General features: G+C 45.9%; 16 protein-coding genes. 10 read left to right on the plus strand and 6 right to left on the minus strand.

Annotation, left to right across the window (positions count from 1 at the left end; translation table 11 throughout):
• Nucleotides 1–49 precede the first annotated feature (49 nt).
• Nucleotides 50–673: a TetR/AcrR family transcriptional regulator gene (locus FYJ57_RS03800; RefSeq protein ID WP_106493199.1), complete on the minus strand. Its 624-nt coding sequence runs from the start codon at nt 671–673 to the stop codon at nt 50–52.
• 365 nt (nt 674–1,038) lie between these two features.
• Here FYJ57_RS03800 and FYJ57_RS03805 point away from each other — a divergent pair, with 365 nt between their 5' ends.
• Entirely contained in the window at nt 1,039–3,936 is a 2,898-nt protein-coding gene (locus FYJ57_RS03805; RefSeq protein ID WP_154431590.1) for a YhgE/Pip domain-containing protein, read from the plus strand.
• Between the two features lie 159 nt (nt 3,937–4,095).
• Here the strand turns inward: FYJ57_RS03805 and FYJ57_RS03810 are convergent, their stop codons facing one another.
• The 3 genes from FYJ57_RS03810 to FYJ57_RS03820 form a co-directional block, all read right to left on the minus strand.
• Entirely contained in the window at nt 4,096–4,827 is a 732-nt protein-coding gene (locus tag FYJ57_RS03810; protein WP_154431591.1) for a histidine phosphatase family protein, read from the minus strand.
• A gap of 26 nt (nt 4,828–4,853) precedes the next feature.
• Entirely contained in the window at nt 4,854–5,591 is a 738-nt protein-coding gene (locus FYJ57_RS03815; RefSeq protein WP_154431592.1) for a hypothetical protein, read from the minus strand.
• A gap of 264 nt (nt 5,592–5,855) precedes the next feature.
• Nucleotides 5,856–7,229 (minus strand): NAD(P)/FAD-dependent oxidoreductase, encoded by a 1,374-nt coding sequence (locus FYJ57_RS03820; RefSeq protein ID WP_154431593.1) that lies wholly within the window; start codon nt 7,227–7,229, stop codon nt 5,856–5,858.
• A 480-nt stretch (nt 7,230–7,709) separates the two neighbouring features.
• Here FYJ57_RS03820 and FYJ57_RS03825 point away from each other — a divergent pair, with 480 nt between their 5' ends.
• The 7 genes from FYJ57_RS03825 to FYJ57_RS03855 all read left to right on the plus strand — a co-directional run bounded on the left by FYJ57_RS03825 (nt 7,710) and on the right by FYJ57_RS03855 (nt 17,375).
• Nucleotides 7,710–8,996 carry an O-acetylhomoserine aminocarboxypropyltransferase/cysteine synthase family protein gene (locus FYJ57_RS03825; protein ID WP_106492502.1) on the plus strand — a complete coding sequence of 429 codons (1,287 nt, stop codon included), beginning with the start codon at nt 7,710–7,712 and terminating at the stop codon, nt 8,994–8,996.
• Between the two features lie 262 nt (nt 8,997–9,258).
• Nucleotides 9,259–10,185 carry a calcium/sodium antiporter gene (locus FYJ57_RS03830; RefSeq protein WP_235904378.1) on the plus strand — a complete coding sequence of 309 codons (927 nt, stop codon included), beginning with the start codon at nt 9,259–9,261 and terminating at the stop codon, nt 10,183–10,185.
• A gap of 125 nt (nt 10,186–10,310) precedes the next feature.
• Nucleotides 10,311–12,041: an ABC transporter ATP-binding protein gene (locus FYJ57_RS03835; RefSeq protein WP_154431594.1), complete on the plus strand. Its 1,731-nt coding sequence runs from the start codon at nt 10,311–10,313 to the stop codon at nt 12,039–12,041.
• 374 nt (nt 12,042–12,415) lie between these two features.
• Nucleotides 12,416–13,471 (plus strand): histidinol-phosphate transaminase, encoded by a 1,056-nt coding sequence (hisC, locus tag FYJ57_RS03840; protein ID WP_106492504.1) that lies wholly within the window; start codon nt 12,416–12,418, stop codon nt 13,469–13,471.
• 9 nt (nt 13,472–13,480) lie between these two features.
• Nucleotides 13,481–13,981, plus strand: coding sequence for a COG2426 family protein (locus FYJ57_RS03845; protein ID WP_022172726.1), 501 nt, complete (start codon nt 13,481–13,483; stop codon nt 13,979–13,981).
• 465 nt (nt 13,982–14,446) lie between these two features.
• On the plus strand, nt 14,447–15,229 hold the full coding sequence (locus FYJ57_RS03850) for a polysaccharide deacetylase family protein (RefSeq protein WP_154431595.1): 783 nt from the start codon (nt 14,447–14,449) through the stop codon (nt 15,227–15,229).
• Nucleotides 15,230–15,368: 139 nt separating this feature from the next.
• Nucleotides 15,369–17,375, plus strand: a complete 2,007-nt coding sequence (locus FYJ57_RS03855) for a glycoside hydrolase family 31 protein (protein ID WP_154431596.1) — start codon at nt 15,369–15,371, stop codon at nt 17,373–17,375.
• A 93-nt stretch (nt 17,376–17,468) separates the two neighbouring features.
• Here the strand turns inward: FYJ57_RS03855 and FYJ57_RS03860 are convergent, their stop codons facing one another.
• Complete coding sequence (locus FYJ57_RS03860) at nt 17,469–18,830, minus strand: NCS2 family permease (RefSeq protein WP_154431597.1); 1,362 nt, start codon at nt 18,828–18,830, stop codon at nt 17,469–17,471.
• A gap of 256 nt (nt 18,831–19,086) precedes the next feature.
• On the opposite strand from FYJ57_RS03860, the gene dapF reads away from it, so the two are divergent.
• Complete coding sequence (gene dapF / locus FYJ57_RS03865; protein ID WP_154431598.1) at nt 19,087–19,923, plus strand: diaminopimelate epimerase; 837 nt, start codon at nt 19,087–19,089, stop codon at nt 19,921–19,923.
• Nucleotides 19,924–20,667: 744 nt separating this feature from the next.
• Here dapF and asnA read toward each other — a convergent pair.
• Nucleotides 20,668–21,678 carry an aspartate--ammonia ligase gene (gene asnA, locus FYJ57_RS03870; RefSeq protein ID WP_154431599.1) on the minus strand — a complete coding sequence of 337 codons (1,011 nt, stop codon included), beginning with the start codon at nt 21,676–21,678 and terminating at the stop codon, nt 20,668–20,670.
• A 284-nt stretch (nt 21,679–21,962) separates the two neighbouring features.
• Here asnA and FYJ57_RS03875 point away from each other — a divergent pair, with 284 nt between their 5' ends.
• On the plus strand, nt 21,963–22,928 hold the full coding sequence (locus FYJ57_RS03875) for a D-2-hydroxyacid dehydrogenase (RefSeq protein WP_154431600.1): 966 nt from the start codon (nt 21,963–21,965) through the stop codon (nt 22,926–22,928).
• The last annotated feature ends 91 nt before the right edge of the window (nt 22,929–23,019 follow it).

The raw sequence follows: 23,019 nt of genomic DNA on the forward strand, positions 1-23,019 counted from the left end.
GGAATATTCTGTCAGCGGACAAAAATTTTTTTGCAGATCGTCGTATTTCTCAGACTGTTGTCCTTTCCTGCGCAGAATTTAAAACTTTTGCTGCAAAATTACGAGGCGCCTCGGAAACAATATTGTGAGTCAGATATGCCATGTGCTCCGGAGTATCGTTGGAATCACCGGTAAGCCAGCATTTGATCATTCCCACGCAGCCGTTGATGCAGAAAGCGTAGGCGTATTTGATGTCGTTGACATTCTGTGGGAACATCGTAAAAAGTTCCGGCAAAACAGCGTCCTCGACCAGTTTTTCAATCTTTTCCACAAAAGCCATATCGCCGTTCGGCCCCATCAGTGCCGCACAGATATCCTTGTTGGCAGCCAGAATCCGAAACAGCTGGATGGCAAAAGAATACCCTTCTTCTTTCATTCCCGGATCCAGCGGATGCTCTTTGATGGCTTCCAGAATATCTTCCATCAGTTCGCCCTCTATGCTCTGAAGCATCTGGTAAATGTCTGTGTAATGCAGATAAAAAGTGGAACGGTTGATATCAATCTCATCCACCAGTTCTTTTACCGTGATTTCTTTAATATTTTTCTGCTGCATCAGTCTGGCAAGACCGGCGCGAAGCTGTGCACGGGTTTTTCGCACCCGGCGATCCATTTTTTCTCCTTTTTTCGTTTCCATAAAAATCCCCCTTTTATTGTATCTCCCGTATTTTCTCAAAGAGTTTTTTTGGTCAAGAAAACTTCCCGGGAAGATTTAAAATCATATCTGAAAAAAATATAAACAAAAATTCCTGAAATTTATTAGAAATTTTTAAGAATCTCAAATAGACATATACAATACAAAACGTCCAGTAATAAACGATTGAAAAGAAATGTGATGCTTGTATCTCTTATCTTTCTTTAGTATAATACATTCCGAAAAGAAAATCAACATATTGTCGACTAATAGCTTTTTAATCTACTAATAGAATAAAAAACGAATAATGGAATACACATCCATTAATAGAAAAAAGTCGACAAATACATCAAAAAGGAAGGGATACAATGCTAAAACAAGAGTGGAAAAGTTTATTTCACAACAAGATTTTGCTTTTAGTAGTCATCGTAATTGCGCTGATCCCTGCGATTTACGCGGGGCTTTTCCTGGCATCCATGTGGGATCCCTACGGAAATGTGGATAAACTTCCAGTAGCCATCGTCAATGAAGATGAGCCAGCCGAGTACGGAGATACTACACTGACAGTTGGAGATCAACTGGTGGATAATCTGAAAGAAAATGATTCACTGGCATTCAACTTTGTAGACGCAGATGTGGCAAAGGAAGGTCTGAAAAATGGTACCTATTATATGGTAATTACCATTCCGAAGGATTTCTCTGCCAATGCGGCAACGGTCATGGATGATCAGCCGGAAAAAATGATCCTGAATTATGAGACGAATCCGGGAACCAATTACATTGCTTCCAAGTTAAGTGAAACGGCTCTGGGCAAGATTAAAACAAGCATCCGTGAGGAAGTAACCAAAACCTATGCGGAAGCTATTTTTGATCAGATCGGAACCGCCGGAGACGGTATGCAGGAAGCAGCCGACGGGGCAAAAAAGATCAAAGACGGTATGGACGATGCATATGATGGTAATAAGAAAATCACAGATAACCTGAAAGTTCTGGCAGACAGTACCCTGACTTTCAAAGAGGGATCTGAGGAACTGACCGAAGGACTGAAATCATATACCGACGGTGTTTCACAGGTCAATGACGGAGCAAAACAGCTGGATGACGGTGTCAGCACATTGACCGCAAGTCTTCCGACACTGACTAACGGTGTGGATCGGCTGAACTCCGGTGTGAAAGAATACACCGATGGCGTAGCAACCCTGAACAGCAACTCCGAGGCACTGAACTCCGGAAGTAAACAGCTGGCAGAGGGAAGTGAGCAGCTGGCAGCCGGAGCAAAACAGTTGTCCGGGCTGGAAAATATCGGACAGGTTTATGCGGGAATCGTAAATCTGAACAATGCGGTAACCGGCGCTGATAAAACAGGAACATTGCAGAATGGAACTGCACAGTTGGCAGCAGGTTTGGAACAGATCAGTAAAAGTGTAAGTACTCTTGAACATTCAGCGAGTGCGGAACAGCTTGCGAAACTGAGTCAGGGACTGGGCAGTGCAGTGAGTGGCATTCAGAATGCCAGCAGTTCTGTTACGGAAGTAGCAGGTATTGTGAATAAGGCTGCTACAGGAATCAGTAATATGCAGGAGAATGTTGCAAATGCTTTGAGCGGATATGCAACAATCGCAAAAAGTGCAGCCAATGACGGCAATAGCAAGATTCAGACGGCTAATACAAAATTACAGAGTGCTTCTGTCACAATGACTTCAGCAGCACAGCAGCTTTCAGCATGTACGAAACAGGATGACGGAAGTATTGTGATAGATGCACAGACGCTGAATAATCTGGTAAGTACATTAAACAGCGCAGCAGCGAATACAGGCTCTGTAGACACCGTGAATACAGAGGCTTATGTGAGCAAAGCGAACAGTACAACAACAGCGATTACTTCCGGTATGGAAGAGGCAAACGAAAGTCTCTCAGCTGCGGCAGCCGGACTTGAACAGTATGCGACCGGACTCACAGCAGGAGCAAATAGTTTGGCAGCAGGAGCGAAAGATCTTCAGGATCAGACAAAAGATCTTTCCACGGATTCTATCAAACAGCTTTCAGCAGCACTACAGTCCGCAAGTGCTGGTGCAGCAAATGTCAATAAAGGTGTAAGCCAGGTATCTGCAGGTCTTACTCAATTACAGAATGCGACATCCTCTTTCCCGGCAGCAGCAGAAGGAATGAAGACACTGGATGCGGGAATTGAAACATTGGCAGCCGGTGCTCAGACGTTGAATACCGGACTTACTGCTTACACCGCTGGTGTATCCACTCTGAACAGTAACAGCGCAGCACTGACAAGCGGAACACAGCAGCTTGCCGATGGTGCGAAGACACTGGGAAGCGGAGCCACCACACTGGCAAATGGTACATCCACCTTATATAATGGAACAAAAACTTTAGTAGCAAACAACGGCAAATTAAACAGCGGTGCCGCACAGCTTACCGATGGTGCCGGTCAGATCCAGGATGGATCCAGTCAGTTATATGACGGTTCCAAAGAACTGGGTGATGGATTAAAGAAACTGGACGATGGTTCCGATACACTCCAGAGCAGTCTGGCAGACGGAGCCGAAACTGTAAAAGAAAATAAAGCAGAAGATGTAAATTATGAGATGATTGCAGCTCCTGTAGATGATGATGAAGCAAAAATGACAGAAGTACCGAACAACGGTCATGCGATGGCACCGTACATGATGTCCGTAGGTCTGTGGGTTGGAGCACTTGCTTTCTGTCTGATGTATCCGCTGACAAAATACAACGGAAAATTAAAATCCGGATTCGCATGGTGGGGAAGCAAAGCTTCTGTATTATATCCACTGGCGCTTCTGCAGGGTATCCTGGTGATCTTCCTGCTTCATGTATTTGACGGATTTACCCCGGCCCAGATGGGTAAGGCAGTGGCATTTGCCTGCCTGACTTCCGTGGCATTTACCTCGATCATGTACTTCTTCAATATCAGCCTTGGTAAAGTAGGAAGCTTCCTGATGCTGGTATTCATGGTTATCCAGCTGGCAGGTTCCGCCGGAACCTATCCGGTACAGCTTTCACCGGCATTCGTATCGAAGATTCATGCATGGGTACCGTTCACCTATTCCGTAGATGCCTTCCGAAGCGTCATCTGCGCAGGAGAAAGCATCCGGACACCAGTTATTGTTATGTGTGTGATCACAATCGTATTTACGATCCTGACCATCATCGAATTCCAGTTCCGCACCAGACGGATCAAAGCAGGAAAACCGATTTTCCATGATTTCCTGGAAGAAAAAGGACTGGCATAAGAGAACAGTTACATAAGGAACAATAAAAAAACAGTTGCTACCGAAATCTCTATATGAGATTCGATAGCAACTGTTTTTTGAACTGCACACTCGAATCCGTATCCTGCGTGAATGATACAGTTATTTACGAAACGATGTACCGGTACATCCAGATAGCAATTAATCGTGTCTCTCATCCTCATTGTCATAGCACTCACAAAACCGCGCTGCGAATGCCGGTGGCTCGTCTTTGACGTACAGGTGGGAAATATCTCCGAAAGAACTCATACGGAAATATGCGATCCCCGGGCGGCGCTCTTCGGTGACGAGGGTTGTGACGGAGCTTGGAGCAGCGCAGGTGCCGTGCCACAAAACCATCGGGGAAATGTGCAGCAGGTGACTTAACAGGACACATTCCAGACCGAAGTGGCAGAAGAAGACAATCGTATCGTTGTTTGCGTGCTCTGCGCGGTAGGTAAGACCGTCACGGACATACCCGTGACTGGCGAGCAGGGCATCGAAGTTGGTGGTTACCCAGTCATATTCTTCTTTGACATGTCCTTCCATCATCACAGGAACTTTCCACCATTCATCCGGCAGGTAAAAGCGGGGTTCTGCGGTCCAGTCCTGTGGCAGCCAGTCCCAGGAGATCATTTCCTTTTCCGGGACGTCCGGGCGGTGGATCCGTGCATCAAATTCGCGAAGCCAAGGTTCTTCGGTGGCAGTGCGGTTCATTTTCTTCAAGGTCAGAGAGGCAGTGTCTCTGGCTCTTCCGAGAGGAGAGACATAAAAGGCTTTCACATCGAGTTTTGCTAGTTTTTCGGAAAGGTAGCCTACTTCTTTCCATCCTTTTGGCGTCAGGGAATCGATGGTATAATCCGGATCCCCGTGACGGACAATCAGTAATTTCATATAATAGCCTCCTGTGTGTAAAATAATCAATGTTTTCTGGTAATATAGCAGATATTGGAAAACAGCGGACAGCTTTTTATCCATGCAAAGTTCCGGTATTCTCTCCAGTTGATATACCACTCCTGTCCCCAGCTGCTGATCCGCAGCCATCCGTGTTCGATGCCGGTAACAGTGATATAGTGTGCACGGGTGGAAGAAGATTTTATGTAAACTCCATCGCCGGTTTTCTTGTACAGAGGAAGCCGGTCTTTCTTCCAGATCAGGGGGAAATTACCGCCGATGGATAGAATGACCGGGATATCCTGACTAAGCAGCCGGCTGATCTCCTTTCCGGTATTCCGATACCCGATATGCCAGCAGGCACGGTAAGGAAGACGGCGGAGTAAGAAGGCCAGATTCAGTCCTGCGGAGAGCATCAGTCCGTTGATTCCGAGACGGGGAAGAATCGGAAAGAGTCGATGCAGTCTTTTTACAGATCGCTCATAGTCCTCCCAGGAGCGGGAATCACTGACGGGCTGTTCTCCGGAACGATGACGGTCCGTCTGTGCTGTCAGAGATTCTTTCCGTTCCAGATACCACAGCAGATCGTGCGCCGCGATCAGACCGCAGCCGTATCCGCGGATGGAAGGAGAAGAAAACCAGGTCTGGCTGCCGCCGTAGGAAGCACCTTCCGGTCGCTGCACGGAAAGTTCCGAGGTGAGACTTCGTGAGCCGGTTTCGGATAGAGAAGTTTTTCGTGGAGTATGAATGATGTTATCTGTCATAAAAATCCTCCGTATAGAATAGAAAAATGTGCCGGAACATGACCCTTTTCAATTACATTACATAGCAATCAAGGATTCGATAGATCCATTTTCTTGATGCGAATGTAACTATTCAGTAGCCATTGTCCCGCGAGGTGTTTTGACATGAATATGTCAAAATCCCGAGACATACAAGCCAAAATGCCATCACCGAAGGTGATTTTTTATGCATTTTGGCTCGTAACTGTGAAGGTACTGAACAGTTACATGCGAATAAACAACAGTTTATAAAGTTTCCGCGATTCTTCTTGCCACATACACGCCGCTGGCAGATGCATGGGACAGGGAGTGGGTGACGCCGCTTCCGTCGCCGATGATATAAAGACCTTTGTAGGGGCTTTCCAGATGCTCATCGATATCCACTTCCATATTATAGAATTTCACTTCGACACCGTACAGCAGAGTATCGTCATTTGCCGTGCCCGGTGCGATCTTATCCAGGGCATAGATCATCTCGATGATACCATCCAGGATACGTTTTGGCAGAACCAGACTCAGATCTCCGGGAGTGGCGGACAGAGTCGGGCGAACCAGACCTTCTTCGATACGGCTGACCGTACTGCGCCGGCCGCGAACCAGATCACCGAAACGCTGTACGATAACACCGCCGCCAAGCATGTTGGATAGACGGGCGATACTCTCGCCGTATCCGTTACTGTCCTTGAATGGCTCGGAGAAGTGTTTGGATACCAGCAGGGCAAAGTTGGTATTTTCCGTGTATTTTGCCGGATCTTCGTAGCTGTGGCCGTTTGCGGTTATGATACCGTTTGTATTTTCATTTACCACGATGCCGTTCGGATTCATACAGAAGGTACGGACATTATCCTCGAACTTCTCGGTACGGTATACGATCTTGCTCTCATACAGCTCATCGGTCAGATGGGAGAAGACAACAGCCGGAAGTTCCACACGAACGCCCAGGTCGACACGGTTGGACTTCGTAGGAATCTGCAGATCTTTACAGACAGTTTCCATCCATTTGCTGCCGCTTCGTCCGACGGAGATGATACACTGTTTGCAGGTGGCAGTCTCATTCTTGCCGTAGTGCAGGGTGTACATGGAATCGTTATATTCGACAGAAGTTACCGGAGTCAGGAAGAAGAAATCCACCTGCTCTTTCAGTTCGTTGTACAGATTTTCCAGAACGACATAGTTGATATCCGTTCCCAGATGACGGACGGAAGCATCCAGCAGCTTCAGCTTGTTCTGGATGCACAGCTTTTTGAATTTGGTTCCGGCTGTGGAGAACATACGGGTATTCTCGCCACCGTGGGAGACATTGATCTCATCCACGTATTTCATCAGATCCAGGGCAGTCTTTTTTCCGATATGCTCGTAAAGAGTTCCGCCGAAGTCGTTGGTGATATTGTATTTTCCATCGGAAAATGCACCGGCACCGCCGAAACCGCTCATGATCGCGCAGGTTTTGCAACCGATACAGGTTTTTACTTTTTCGCCGTCGATGGGGCAGTGGCGTTTGCTTAACGGATTACCCGCCTCAAATACAGCAATTTTCAACCCCGGTTTTTTCTGAACCAGTTCATAGGCAGAAAAGATTCCTCCAGGACCGGCTCCGACAATAATTACATCATACATCATAATTGTCACCTCTGTTTTCGTAAGACTGAACGCATAAAAAAAGCCCGTATCCATGGAAAGAATACGAGTCTGTACTCACGCAGGGGTATCCCGCGGGGCGTTTTCATGCGAAAGCCATGTGTTCGTTTGAGTTCTCTGTTTCATTATATCGAAAGGATGAAGTACTTGTCAAGGAATAGGGAGAAAAAGAAAATGAGGAAAAAAATGTAAAAACCTATTGACGTGGTGGGGATATGGTGGTAATATATGCTCATAAACATACTAGAGAGGTAGGGAATAGGGAAATGAAAGAGAGATTACCCTTATTAGTCCGCCACAATTACAGATTTGGACGAATGTGAAGCACAAAAGTGTGACCGTCAGAGATTCCGCAGCGGATCCGGCGAACAGCAGTCCGAAGAGCGGAAGAAAAAGTAAAAAGTGAAACTAATGACCCAAGAGGGATTCGATATTACAGAAAGAATAAGAGGAGAAAAGACTATGAGCAAGAATTATAAATTTGAAACTTTACAGGTACATGCAGGACAGGAACATCCGGACCCGGCTACCGATGCGAGAGCAGTGCCGATCTATGCAACAACATCTTATGTATTCAAAGATTCCGCGCAGGCAGCAGGACGTTTCGGACTGACAGAAGGCGGTAACATCTATTCCCGTCTGATGAACCCGACAAGCTCTGTTTTCGAAGAGAGAGTAGCAGCACTGGAAGGCGGCGCAGCAGCTCTGGCTACAGCAACCGGTTCCGCAGCTATCACATATGCAGTACAAAACATTGCGACAGCAGGTGATCATATCGTATCTTCTGCACACGTTTATGGTGGAACATACAACCTGTTTGCAAATACTTTAAAAGAGCAGGGAATCTCCGTAACATTTGTAGATCCTTCTGATCCGGAGAACTTCCGTAAAGCCATTCAGCCAAACACCAAACTTCTGTATGGTGAGACACTGGGCAATCCAAACTCCGATGTACTGGATCTGGAAGCGGTATCTGCAGTAGCTCATGAAAACGGTATTCCGCTGATTGTAGATAGCACATTTGCTACACCGTTCCTGCTTCGTCCACTGGAGCATGGCGCAGACATCGTCGTACATTCCGCAACCAAGTTCATGGGTGGACACGGAAGCGTAATGGGTGGTGTGATCGTTGATGGCGGCAAATTCGACTGGACTCAGAACGACAAGTTCCCGGGAATCACAAAACCAAACCCATCTTACCATGGTGTTGTATTCAGCGAAGCATGCGGAAACATCGCTTATGTAATGAAGATCCGTACTACTCTGATGAGAGATCAGGGAGCTACCATTTCTCCATTTAACTCTTTCCTGCTTCTGCAGGGACTGGAGACACTGTCTCTTCGTGTAGAACGTCATGTGGAAAATGCTCTGAAGGTTGTAGAATTCCTGAAGAACCATCCACAGGTAGAAAAAGTAAACCATCCATCTCTGGCAGAAGGCCATCAGCTGGATCTGTATAACAAATATTTCCCGAACGGTGCAGCTTCCATCTTTACTTTCGAAGTAAAGGGCGGACAGGAGAAAGCACAGAAATTCACAGAATCTCTGGAATTGTTCTCACTGCTGGCTAACGTAGCAGACGTAAAATCTCTGGTTATCCATCCGGCATCCACCACTCATTCTCAGATGAATGAAGAGGAACTGCGAGAAGGCGGTATCACACCAAGCACTGTACGTCTGTCCATCGGTACAGAAAACATCGACGATATCATCGCTGATCTGGAGCATGGTTTCGAAGCAATCAAATAACATAAAATATTGAAATTTTCTGATTGACATGTGAAGCTGTCCTTTGATATTCTAATAGAAGATAACAGGGAGTAGTTCACACCAGTCAGGTGTTGGGTGCCTCGTCATCACGTCGAAAGACCGGGGAATCTACTGAAAGAAGAACGAGACTTTTATCGCATTATTTGTGTGCGGTGGAAGTCTCGTTCTTTTTCTATATAAAAGAAGCGCCGACAAAGAACCGGACATTTCCAGGGCACACGGAAAGCAGGAGGAAAAGAGAATGCAAATGATTTTACAGGTGTTGTTACTGGTGTTGGGCTTTTTGATGCTGGTAAAAGGTGCTGACTGGTTTGTGGATGGAGCGTCGGGAATTGCAGAGCGATTCGGAATTCCCCAGCTGGTAGTCGGACTGACCATTGTGGCCATGGGAACAAGTATGCCGGAGGCCGCAGTGAGTATCAACTCGGCGTTAAAAGGGAACGCGGGAATTACGATCGGAAACATTGTGGGGAGCAATATTTTGAATATTCTGATCATTCTTGGTATTACTGCGGTGATCACAACGGTGGCGGTACAGAAATCTACGATATGGATCGAGATTCCTTATATGATGATAATTACAGTTCTGTTACTGGTACTGGGAAAAAGCGGAAATCAGATTACACTCAGCGAAGGTGTTATCCTCTGGGTGGCATTCTTACTTTATCTGGGATATCTGTTTTATTGTGCAAAAAAGAACAAAGAAGAAGTGGTCGAGGAGGAAGCAAAACCGATGTGGAAATTGCTCCTTGCAACGGTACTGGGACTACTGCTGGTGGTCTGGGGAAGTGATGTTACCGTGGATGCGGCAAAGGCAATTGCAAGGGTGCTGGGAATCAGTGAGCGTGTGATCGGTCTTACGGTGGTGGCACTTGGAACATCCCTTCCGGAGCTGTTCACCTCGGTGTTTGCAGCACGGAAGGGAAAAGCAGATATTGCGATCGGAAATATCGTGGGAAGCAATATTTTCAATATTTTGTTCGTGGTAGGTACGGCAGCACTGATTGTTCCGGTGGAGTTTCTCCCGGGATTTGGCATCGATACGGTGATAGCGCTGGGAGCCGGGCTTCTGTTATGGGTCTGTATCTGGAGAAAACGGGCACTGACCAGGCCGGCGGGTATTGTGATGCTGATAGCTTATCTGGCTTATTTTATGTATCTGATGTAGTTTTTTGAAAATTTCGGAATAAAAGAAAAAGTATACAAGATTCTACATTGCACTTTCCGGAAGGTACTACTATACTAAATGGCATGGAATGAAAAAGTATGGCAGAAACTTTGGGAGGAAAAAATATGGAGAACAAAAAGAAAAAATTGTCGGCGTATTACAAACCGTATAAGGGGCTGTTCCTGGCGGATATGGTGTTTGCAATGATCGGAGCAGCCATTACCCTTGTGATTCCGTTGATGGTGCGGTATATTACGGGAACTGTTGTGCTGCTTCCTATTGAGGAAGCATCCTCGACCATCATCCGGCTGGGGATTTTTATGGTGCTGCTGGTGATCGTAGAAGGATACTGTAACTATTTTATCGGGTATTATGGTCATGTGATGGGTGCGAAGATCGAACACGATATGCGAAATGAAATCTTCGGACATTACCAGAAGCTGTCCTTTGCATTTTTCGATAATCAGAAAGTGGGACATCTGCTCTCAAGAATCACCAGTGACCTGTTTGATATCACAGAACTGTTACATCATGGACCGGAAGATGTGGTCATCTCCACGATCAAGCTGGTGGGAGCATTTATTATCCTGTTGATGATCAATGCAAAACTGGCGTTAGTTGCAATCGGTTTTGTAGTGATCATGCTGCTTTATGCGGTAGGGATGAATAACCGGATGCGTGGGGCATTCCGGGAAAACCGTGCCAGAATCGCAGATATTAACAGCCAGATTGAGGACAGTCTTTCCGGTATCCGTGTAGTTAAATCTTTCAGCAATGAAGAGACCGAGATGGATAAGTTCGAGGAAGGCAACAGCCGGTTTGTGGCATCGAAGAAAAGGACATACCGGTTTATGGGGTCTTACAATTCCGGGATGGGAGTATTTTCCACACTGATCACGGTTGGATCCCTGCTGATGGGTGCATGGCTGATGATGAAAGGGGAACTTTCCACAGCGGATCTGGTGACCTTTCTTCTATATATTAATAACTTCACCGAACCGGTGAAAAAGCTGGTAAACTTCACGGAACAGTTCCAGAACGGTTATAGCGGTTACGAACGTTTCCTGGAGATTATGAGTATTGCACCGGATATCAAAGACAAAGAGGATGCACAGTCTCTGGATCGGGTGAAGGGAGAGATTCAGTTTGAGGATGTATCGTTCCATTACAGTGAAAATAAAGAAAATGTACTGTCTCATGTAAATCTGGATGTGAAGCCGGGAGAATATGTAGCGTTAGTCGGAAGCAGCGGTGCAGGAAAAACAACTCTGTGTTCCCTGATTCCCCGATTCTATGATGTAACCGGAGGAGCTGTTTTGCTGGATGGCATCGATATTAGAGATGTGAAACTAAAAGATCTGCGGAGACAGATCGGTATCGTGCAGCAGGATGTCTATCTGTTTGCCGGAACGATCCTGGAAAATATCCGTTACGGAAAACCGGGAGCTACCGATGAAGAAGTGGTGAATGCAGCCATGGCGGCAAATGCCCATGAATTCATCATGAGCCTGCCGGAGGGGTATCATACGGATATCGGACAGAGGGGTGTAAAGCTTTCCGGCGGTCAGAAGCAACGACTTTCCATCGCCCGGGTATTCTTAAAGAATCCACCTGTTCTGATTTTTGACGAAGCGACTTCAGCACTGGATAACGAGAGTGAAAAGATCGTGCAGCATTCTCTGGAAATGCTTGCCAAAGACAGAACCACGTTTGTGATCGCCCATCGGTTATCGACGATTCGAAACGCACAGAGAATCCTGGTATTGACAGAAGACGGTATTGCAGAAGAGGGAACCCATAAAAGTCTGCTGGCTCAGGGTGGTATCTATGCTGGATTGTACAATATGCAATTTTGATGTATTATGATGTTTGTGTCAAAAGGTATTTTGCTCCTTTGATACAGGATTGTTCCGTACTTCGGACTCTCACAATCCTCAAAAACATTCGCAATCCGCTCATTTTTCTTTGAAAAATGGCTACTTACTCATGTTTTTGTCAGATTTCTGAATCTGGGACTCTGGTATCATATAATGACCGGTATGCGAAGATCTGCCGGTCATTTTCTGTTGCCAAGCATACGACAAAAAGGTCCGGTGGACCTTTTTTAGTGTATATCTTCCGTTGACTTAAGTGTCGAATATATTTATAATACACAGTAGTGCGTAAAAATGTGCAGAAGACGCGAAGCAGGCAGTCTGACACAGATGCAGGAAAGAATGAGGAGATACCGATGAAAACATGGGAAGAGAATGTCCGGAAAGTAGTTCCCTACGTACCGGGCGAACAGCCAAAAGTACAAAATCTGATCAAACTGAACACCAATGAGAACCCATATCCGCCGTCACCGAAAGTGGCAGAGGCACTGAAAGCGATCGATGTGGACTGTATGCGTCTGTATCCGGATCCGGCAGCTTCCGTACTGGTGAAAGGCATCGCTGATTTTTATCAGCTACAGGAAGACCAGGTGTTTGTGGGCGTAGGTTCTGACGATGTTCTGGCGATGATTTTTATGACATTTTTTAATTCCAAAAAGCCGATTTTGTTCCCGGATATCACCTATTCTTTTTACGATGTGTGGGCAGATATGCTGCGGATCCCGTATGAGACGGTTCCGCTGACCGATGATTTTACGATCCGGAAAGAAGACTATTTCCGGGAAAACGGAGGAATTATTTTCCCTAACCCAAACGCACCGACCGGTGTGGAGCTTGGCATGCAGGACGTGGAAGCAATCATCAAAGCCAATCCGGATGTGATCGTAGTTGTGGATGAAGCTTATGTGGACTTTGGTGCGGCATCTGCGCTGCCATTGATCGAAAAGTACGATAACCTTCTGGTGGTTCAGACCTTTTCCAAATCCAGAGGAATGGCAGGTATGCGTATCGGCTATGCCATGGGTAATCCGGTACTGATCAAATATCTGAACGATGTGAAATATTCTTTCAATTCCTATACCATGGATCAGACCACTCTGGCGCTCGGGGCAGCTGCGATCGCTGACAGGGCATATTTTGAGGAAACAGTGCATAAAGTGGTGGAGACCAGAGAGTGGACCAAGAAGGAACTGACAAAACTCGGGTTTGTTTTCGGAGATTCCAAGGCGAACTTTATCTTTGCCTCTCACCCGGAGATTCCTGCAGCAGATCTGTTTGCAGCGCTTCGGGAAGCCAATATCATCGTTCGTTACTTTAACAAACCGAGAATTGCCAATTATCTGCGTATTACCATTGGAACACAGGAAGATATGGAAAAATTGATTGAATTCTTAAAAAAATATAAAAAATAGGAGAAATATATGGAATCACTTGTCACATGGTTTGCCGCAACTTTAGGACCTTATATATCGGAGAAAGCAGTCGTTTTTCTGATTTCGATGATGCCGCTTCTGGAACTTCGAGGAGGACTGCTTGCCAGTTCGCTTCTGAAAGTATCCGCTGTTCAGGCAATCCCGATCTGTATTATCGGAAATATTTTACCCATTCCGTTTATCCTGCTGTTTATCAAGAAGATCTTCCAGTGGATGAAAAAAATAAAATGCTTCCGGGGACTGATTGAAAAACTGGAAAACCGGGCGATGGGAAGAAGTGAAAAGATCCAGCAATATGAATTCTGGGGGCTGGTGTTATTTGTGGGAATCCCCCTTCCGGGAACCGGTGCATGGACGGGTGCTCTGATTGCGTCCCTGCTTGGCATCGATATTAAAAAATCCTCACTGGCCATTTTCTGCGGAATTGCCATGGCGACGGTGATCATGTACATTGTATCTTATGTACTGGTGGGAAATATCGTGAGTTAGTAACTATTCAGTAGCCACTGTACCGCGAGGCGTTTTGGCATGAATATGCCAAAATCCCGAGACATACAAGCCAAAATGCCATCATCGAAGGTGATTTACGCGAGCAACGAGTCAAAGTCCGTGCTTGCACGGAACCTTGAGGAGTGCCGCGATAACGATAAAAACTCGCAAAGCGTGTTTTTATCGTTTAAATGCATTTTGGCTCGTAACTGTGAAGGTACTGAACAGTTACGTGAGTTAAATAAAAAAATGGATAACAGGCTGTCACGGATGGATGTCCGGAGACAGCTTTTTCAATTTCTGCGGATATCGAATAATATGATGTGCTTATATGAGCTTTTGAGGACTGCTGTGATGAGCAAGATTGCTTCACCGGACCAATGTGGTTTACGTGAATAACGGAGTCATATAACGCCTCCTGTGTCCATATAGTAAAGAGAGAATGCCGGGGAATGGACGAAAAACATGAAAAAGGGAATGTGGGGTGTGGGAGCCCTGGCACTTGTGCTGATCACCGGGTTGTCTGTTTTTTACCGGGCACAAGTGGGGAAAAAGGTTGTCACGGCAAGTACCAGTGTGAACGGGCAGGAGCTGCCGATCTGTTCTGTGCAAACCGGGAAAAAGCAGATAGCTTATACCTTTGAACTGAGTGGAACGCAAATCGGGAAGGGGCAGGCAGAACAGATGTTACAGATTCTGCAGCAGCAGGAAATTCCTGCCACATTTTTTGCCACTCCGTCCTGGATCGAGAACCACAGGAGTCTGGCAATACAGATCTGTCAGCAGGGACATGAGATACAGGGATTGGGTGAACAGGCGGTATGCGTGGAACAGATGACGGCGAAAGCGTGCAGGAAGGAACTTCGGAAGATCAGGGAGACGATTGGAACAGTTACAGAGGAGCCATGTGTATTTTTCCGTATTCCCGGCGGGGAATATAATAATGAAGTACTCCGGACGATATATGCCTGCGGAAGCTATCCGGTGGCATGGAGTGTCGACAGCATGGACTGGAAAGAGTATGAAGCCAGTGAACTTGTCAGGCAGCTGCTGCAGTCCTGTACGATCCGGGATGGTGAGATTCTCCGCTTCCATGGGGAAGGAGAAAATACCGGAGAAATGGTGAAATTGCTGCATCCCCGGCTGAAAGAGGAGGGATATGAGGCGGTAACGGTGTCACAGATGGTTTACAAAGATCGCTATCGGATGACAACGGATGGCAGACAGATTCCGGAAAAGTCAAAATAAAGTAACTTTCAGTTAAAATAGGGCAATTTTTTTCATGGAATATCCTGTATACTAAAGAAAAAGAGAGGTAACGAAACAGCAACAAAGATGCGGGAACGTTATCGGGATAGAACTAAAGATTTATGGAGGTAAGAAAACTATGATTCGCAGATACGTGTATGGAAACGTGATTGAAACAGAAGCCGTGTTAAACAAACCGGAACAGGAAAACGGTGCACTGCCTTATTTTACTGTGGATGAGCAGGCGATGACTCTGTCTTATACCATGGAAGACAAAGATCAGATTTATGGACTGGGAGAAAATGTTCGTGGAATCAACAAAAGGGGCTGGTACTATGAGAGCAAATGCAGTGATGAACCGGATCACAAAGAAGACCGTCATTCCCTCTATGGTGCACACAACTTCCTGGTAGTAGACGGCAAAGAAACCTTTGGTATTTTTGTGGATTATCCTGGAATTATCCGTTTCGATGTGGGATATACCCGTTCAGAAGAGCTGGTGATCACAGCATCTGACTGGAATCTGGATGTGTATATTATTACCGGTGAGGATATCAAAGATATCGTAAGACAGTTCCGTCATCTGGTTGGCCGCAGCTACATTGCTCCAAAATGGGCATTTGGTTATGGTCAGAGTCGCTGGAGTTATATGAGTGCAGACGAAGTTCGTGAGGTCGTGAAAAAACACAGAGAACTGAACATTCCGCTGGACAGTGTGTATCTGGATATCGACTATATGGAAAGATACAAAGACTTTACCCTGAATAACGAGGCCTTCCCGGATTTTGCGGCATTTAACGAAGAAATGAAAAAAGAACATATCCATCTTGTTCCGATCATCGATGCCGGTGTAAAACAGGAAAAAGGATATGATGTGTATGAAGAAGGTCTGGAAAAAGGATACTTCTGTAAGAAAGAAGACGGTTCTCCGTTTGTTGCAGCTGTATGGCCGGGAAAAGCACTGTTCCCGGATATGCTGAATAAAGAAGCGAGAGAATGGTTTGGAAATAAATATCAGTTTCTGCTGGATCAGGGCGTAGAGGGATTCTGGAATGATATGAATGAGCCGGCAATCTTCTATACCGAAGACCGTCTGAAAGACGTTCTGGAAGAACTGGATCGATTCAAAGGGCAGAATCTGGATATGGACAAATACTACGAGTTCAACGGCCTGGTACACAGCCTGTCTAATAATACCGAAGATTACAAAGTATTTTATCATAATATGAACGGGGAAAAGATCCGCCATGACAGAGTACATAACCTGTTTGGATATAATATGACCCGTGCGGCAGGAGAAGCCTTTGAACGTCTGGAGCCAGACAAACGTATCCTGATGTTCTCCCGTTCTTCCTATATCGGAATGCACCGTTACGGAGGAATCTGGCAGGGAGATAACAAGTCCTGGTGGTCACACATTCTGCTGAATCTGAAAATGATGCCGTCCCTGAATATGTGCGGTTTCCTGTATACAGGAGCTGACCTTGGTGGATTCGGTGTAGATACTACAGAAGATCTGGTACTGAGATGGCTGGAACTGGGAATCTTCACTCCACTGATGAGAAACCATTCCGCTATGGGAACCCGTGTACAGGAAGCATATCGTTTTGAAAAAATCGATGGATTCCGTCATATCATCGGCATGCGTTATAAATTACTGCCATATCTGTACAGCGAATACATGAAAGCCGTTTTGAGAGACGGGATGATGTTCCGTCCGCTGGCTTTCGATTATCCGGAAGACAGACGTGCGGTCAAAGTAGAAGATCAGCTTTTACTGGGTGACGGTATGATGATCGCACCGGTATATGAGCAGAACGCCGAAGGTCGTTACGTCTATCTGCCGGAGCGTATGAAACTGGTTCGATTTAAAGAAGATGGAACAAAAGAAGAAGAGATCCTGGAGAAGGGGGATCATTATGTGGAAGTAGCCCTGACTGATGTGATCTTCTTCATCCGTCCGGATCACCTGATTCCGATGGCAACAGGTGGACAGTGTGTGGACGAAGTAGACTTTGATCATCCGGAGTGCATCGGTTTTGTAGACAATGTTGCTGAGTACGAGTACTACAACGATAACGGATATGAGAAAGATTACGAGAATCCGGCGCACATCACCGTTCTTCGTATGGAAGCAGAAAAATAAAACAGACATTACTGTGAAAGAAAAATATGCCCCGGAGGATTCTGATATGGTCCTCCGGGGCACATTTTTTATGTTGTTTATAACATTTCCGAATTAAATAATAATTGTAATTACACGGATAATAAACAGTGCACATACGATATACATAACCGGATGAATCTTTTTCAGCTGACCGGTGCATACTTTAATGATGAACCATGCCAGAACACCGAACATGATACCGTTTGCGATAGAATACGTAAGAGGCATCATCAGGAATGCCAGATATCCGCCGACAGCATCTGCCAGATCACCGTCGAATTCCATTTTCTTGATGGAAGAAGCCATAAAGAAACCAACGATTACCAGAGCCGGAGCTGTGGCAAAGCTTGGAATAGCCAGGAAGATCGGTGACAGGAACAGTGCAACCAAAAACAGGATACCGGTTGTCATAGCAGTCAGACCGGTTTTTCCGCCTTCCGCAACACCGGAACTGGACTCTACGAAACTGGTAACGGTGGAAGTACCAAGCATAGAACCTGCTACCGTACCGATAGCATCCGCCATCAGGACACGGCCTACGCGAGGAAGATTACCGTCCTCATCCAGCAGATCTGCTTTTTCGGCAACACCGATAACAGTACCGATGGTATCGAACATATCTACAAACAGGAATGAGAATACGATAACAACGAACTCAGATACATGAGAACCGATCCATGCAAAATCAAATTTGCAGAAAGTTGATGAGATGGACGGCGGGATGAAGGAAGAAGCACTCAGAGACGGAATCAGAGAGGCTGCCCCAGCATCCGGATCTACTACATACCAGCCTGTCAGCTGAGCAATGATTCCCAGAACCCAGGTGATCAGGATACCCCAGAGAATAGATCCTTTTACATTATAGTGATTCATCACAGCAATCACCAGGATACCGATCAGGCACAGAGCAACTTCCGGTCTTCCGAAGTTACCGAGTGCAACCAGTGTGGAGTCATCAGATACGACAACACCGGCACCCTTAAGACCAACAAATGCGATAAACAGACCGATACCGGATGTAATACCGTATTTCAGGTTCTCAGGGATTGCGTTGACGATCGTTTCACGCAATTTGAAAAATGAAAGAATAATGAAAATGATACCCTCTACCAGTACAGCAGCCAGTGCGATCTTCCAGGGATCATCGATTCCCTGCAGCTGTCCAAGACATACTGTATAAGCAAAATAAGCATTCAGCCCCATACCTGCAGACAGTGCGATCGGATAATTTGCCCAGAACGCCATAATAAAGGTTGCCAGTGCAGAGGCCAGTGCGGTAGCTGTGAAGACGGCTCCGCTGTCCATTCCTGAAGCATTTAACATGTTAGGGTTAACTGCGAGTATATACGCCATGGTAAGAAATGTGGTAATACCGGCCATCACTTCTGTTTTTACCGTGGTGTTATGCTCTTTCAGTTTAAAGAGTTTTTCCATGGTTTGTTTCCCTCCTCTGATTAAATGGTAAAATTATAAAAACTCTATTAAGATTGTAATGGATTGCCTCCCGGTTTGTCAACGCGGACTTCCAAAAAAGGTGGGAATACGCTATAATGAGCATAATTCGAATATGAATGAGGCAACTGTAAATAAAACAGATATAACGGTTCGCTATCTTCGCAGTTACGAACCAATAGCTACGGAACCGTTGCAAACAGACAATCTAAGTGGCAACAGAAAGTGAGGAAATTCTATGAAATTTACGAAAATGCAGGGTATCGGAAATGATTATGTATATGTAAACTGTTTTAAAGAAAAGGTTGAAGATCCCGGGGAAGCAGCGATCAAAGTCAGTGACCGTCATTTCGGAATCGGTTCTGACGGACTGATTCTGATCAAACCATCTGAGGTGGCAGATTTCCAGATGGATATGTATAACGCAGACGGTTCCCGTGGAGCGATGTGTGGAAACGGAATCCGCTGTGTGGCGAAATACGTATACGATTACGGTCTGACAGACAAAACATCTGTCTCTGTGGAGACGGCAAGCGGCATCAAGTATCTGGATCTGACCGTGGAAAACGGGAAAGTGGTGCTGGTAAAAGTTAATATGGGCGCACCGATCCTCGAAGCCGCAAAAATCCCGGTAGTTTCCGAAAAAGAGCAGGTGATCAATGAACCCCTTCTGGTAGACGGAAAAGAATATCGCATCACCGGTGTATCAATGGGTAACCCACATGCGATCACATACATTGACGATGTAAAAGGATTAGACATCGAAAAGATCGGTCCGAAGTTTGAGTTCCATCCGGCTTTTCCTGATAGGGTAAATACAGAATTTGTGAAGGTGCTGGATGATCATACCGTAGAAATGCGGGTGTGGGAACGTGGTTCCGGAGAGACACTGGCATGTGGAACAGGTGCCTGTGCGGTAGCTGTGGCTTCGATCCTGAACGGATATGTGAAAGAAGAGGAAGTGACAGTGAAACTGCTCGGCGGGGATCTGAAGATTTACTGGGATCGGGAAGAAAACCTGGTATACATGACCGGACCGGCAGCGGTTGTGTTTGACGGGGAGATCGAACTGTAAAAAGAGAATAAAGGTTGCTAAAGCGGACGGGAGCGGCTGGAGCTTCTTGTCCGGGCAACGTGGGCAGGGGAACTTTGAACTAATCCCTAACTGCGACTAAGACTCTCGCGAGAGCGCTCGAGCCTAAGTCTCCGTAAGGGCTGGATTTCAAAGCTTCCCCTAACCGCCCACCTACAGGACCTGCCACTGGCAGCTCCTTCCGGATGCAATGCAACAAAGTGTTGCCCGGACAAGAAACTCCAGCCGCTCCCTGAGCGTTAGCAAAGGGAGAAGTGAGGATGTGTGGGGAAGGTTACTGGTTGAAAAAGGATGGAATACAAATTTGAGAGTTGTGTAAGAAAAAATGAAATTATGAATAAATGTTAAAAACTTTGTTTTGATAGTGGAACAAAAAGGTGTCAACACAAAGATAACAAAAAATAAAAGCAAAAAAGTGCCTGATGTTAAAAGATTAACCTGAAAGTCGAAAAATAATGGTTAATTTGGAAGAACCTTCAAATAGAAAGAATTAAGTCCCAGCCAACACACAGCGAGAGGGATCGGGGGTCCCGGGGGCAACAACATTTTTTGGGCGTTTAGGGCAAGCTTTGAAATCCGACGCTTACGTAGACTTTCGCGCGGGTCAGCCGACCCGCGTGAATATAGTCGAAGTTAGCGGCTAGTTCAAAGTTGCCCTGCCCAAGTTGTTGCCCCCGGGACCCCCGATCCCTCTCGCGTCCCTATAGGAAAACTAATTTTCAAGATTTACAGTAACGGAATATTATGCTCTTCCGCCAGTTTCACCGTCTCCTCCGGCCATAACGAACAGTGAACCTCTCCGATATGAGCCTTCCGCAGATAAAACATACAGATACGGGACTGTCCGATACCGCCACCGATCGTAAACGGCAGTTCATCATTCAAAATAGCTCTCTGGAAATCCATTTCCGCACGTTCCTCACAGCCACAAACCTTCAGCTGATGCTTCAGAGCAGCTGCATCCACACGGACACCCATGGAAGAAAGCTCCAGAGCGATATCCAGAACCGGATAATAAACGATGATATCACCGTTCAGCTCCCAGTCATCATAGTCCGGTGCACGACCGTCGTGTGGTTCGCCGGATGCCAGCATCTTACCGATCTGCATGATGAACACGGCACCCTTTTCCTTCACAATCTTATATTCACGATCCTTGGGAGAAAGACCAGGATACATATCTTCAAGTTCCTGGGAAGTGATAAAGAAAATATCCTTCGGAAGAATCTCTTCGATATAATCATACTGAATTGCCATGTATTTTTCAGTCTTCTTCAGTGCAGAATAAACGGTGCGGACAACATCTTTTAAGGTGTCCACATTACGCTCTTCCCGTGTAATGATCTTTTCCCAGTCCCACTGATCCACATAGATGGAATGGATATTGTCGGTATCTTCATCACGACGGATGGCAACCATATCGGTATACAGTCCTTCTCCATGTGCAAAACCATACTTTTTCAGTGCATAACGTTTCCATTTTGCAAGAGAATGTACGATCTCAGCTTTCTGATCCGGTGATTCCTTGATATCGAAGGTAACCGGGCGTTCTACGCCGTTCAGATTATCGTTCAGACCGGATGAAGGATCTACAAAAAGCGGTGCGGACACACGCAGCAGATTCAGGCGGTCAGAAAGGGTTTTCTGAAAAAAGTCTTTTACGGTCTTAATACCAACCTGTGTATCGTGAAGCGACAATGCAGGCTGATAATTTTCCGGAATAATAAAATGTTCCATAACAATCCTCCTCAAATTTGAAAGGCATCCAGCTAAGAATCACGGCAGACACCAACAACTCTTTACCTGTCTACCCCGGTATTATGGTAATATTATAGCAGAAAACCCCCCGAATACAACAATTGATTTTACTATACCCATGCCAAAACATTCCGCGGGATATTACCAGTGAACAGTAACCGGAATATCGCGTATGCACAGTAAGGATCAATTCTGCCTTGTAACTTAACATCAATTGTGCTACTGTAGTAAGCAGAGTACGTTTGGAAAGGTCGGGAAACGGGATGGAACAGGAAAAAATACTTGTGGTTCTTCCTGTAAAAGAAGAACATAAAGAACGAATCAGAAATGCAGCACCGGACGCAAAGACAACTTACTGCCTGGAAGCAGAGGTGACAAAAGAACAGGTGCAGGATGCAAATATTATTATCGGAAATGTGAAACCGGAATTCTTAAAAGATTCTCGGAATCTGCGCTGGATACAGTTAAATAACGCCGGAACAGAAGGATTTTGTGTACCGGGTATTCTGCCAAAACAGGCACAGCTGACCAATGCAACCGGAGCGTATGGAATGGCGATCTCCGAGCATCTGATCGCGATGCTGTTTGCGCTCCAGAAACGCCTGGACATTTACCAGAACCAGCAAAAAGACCACCACTGGGAGAAACAGACCCATATGATGGTTACAGAGGGAAGCCATGTCCTGGTGATCGGTCTTGGAGATATCGGAACGACATTTGCAAGAAAAATGAAAGCACTGGGCGCGCATGTGACAGGTATCAGAAAGAGCCGGAAACCGAAGCCTGAATATGTGGATGCACAATACACGATGGAAGCACTGCCGGAACTTCTGCCGCAGGCAGATATTGTGGCACTGAGCCTTCCGGGATACAGTGACACCAAAGGCATCATCGGTGAGAAAGAATTACACCTGATGAAAGAGAATACTATTCTGTTAAATGTAGGCCGCGGAACTGCGATTGACAGTCTGGCTCTTGCGAAAGCCCTGCAAGAGAGAGCGATTTATGGGGCAGGTCTTGATGTCACAGACCCGGAACCACTGCCGGAAGATCATCCGCTGTGGGATGCGCCGCATTGTATCATTACGCCACATGTGTCCGGCGGATATGCACTGCCGGAGACACTGGAAAAGATTCTGGAACTTTCCATCGAAAATCTGGAACGTTATGAAAAAGGAGAAACCCTCCACAATATCATCGACTTTTCTACCGGATATGTGAAAAGATAAAAAAAGGCATTGGAAAAGTTGCATAAAAAACAAAATAAAAAAAGAGAAGAATTTTCAGGGTTCTTCTCTTTCCTTTTGTAGGTAACCGTGT

Source organism: Oliverpabstia intestinalis (genome assembly GCF_009696065.1).
In the GTDB taxonomy this organism is placed as follows: domain Bacteria; phylum Bacillota; class Clostridia; order Lachnospirales; family Lachnospiraceae; genus Oliverpabstia; species Oliverpabstia intestinalis.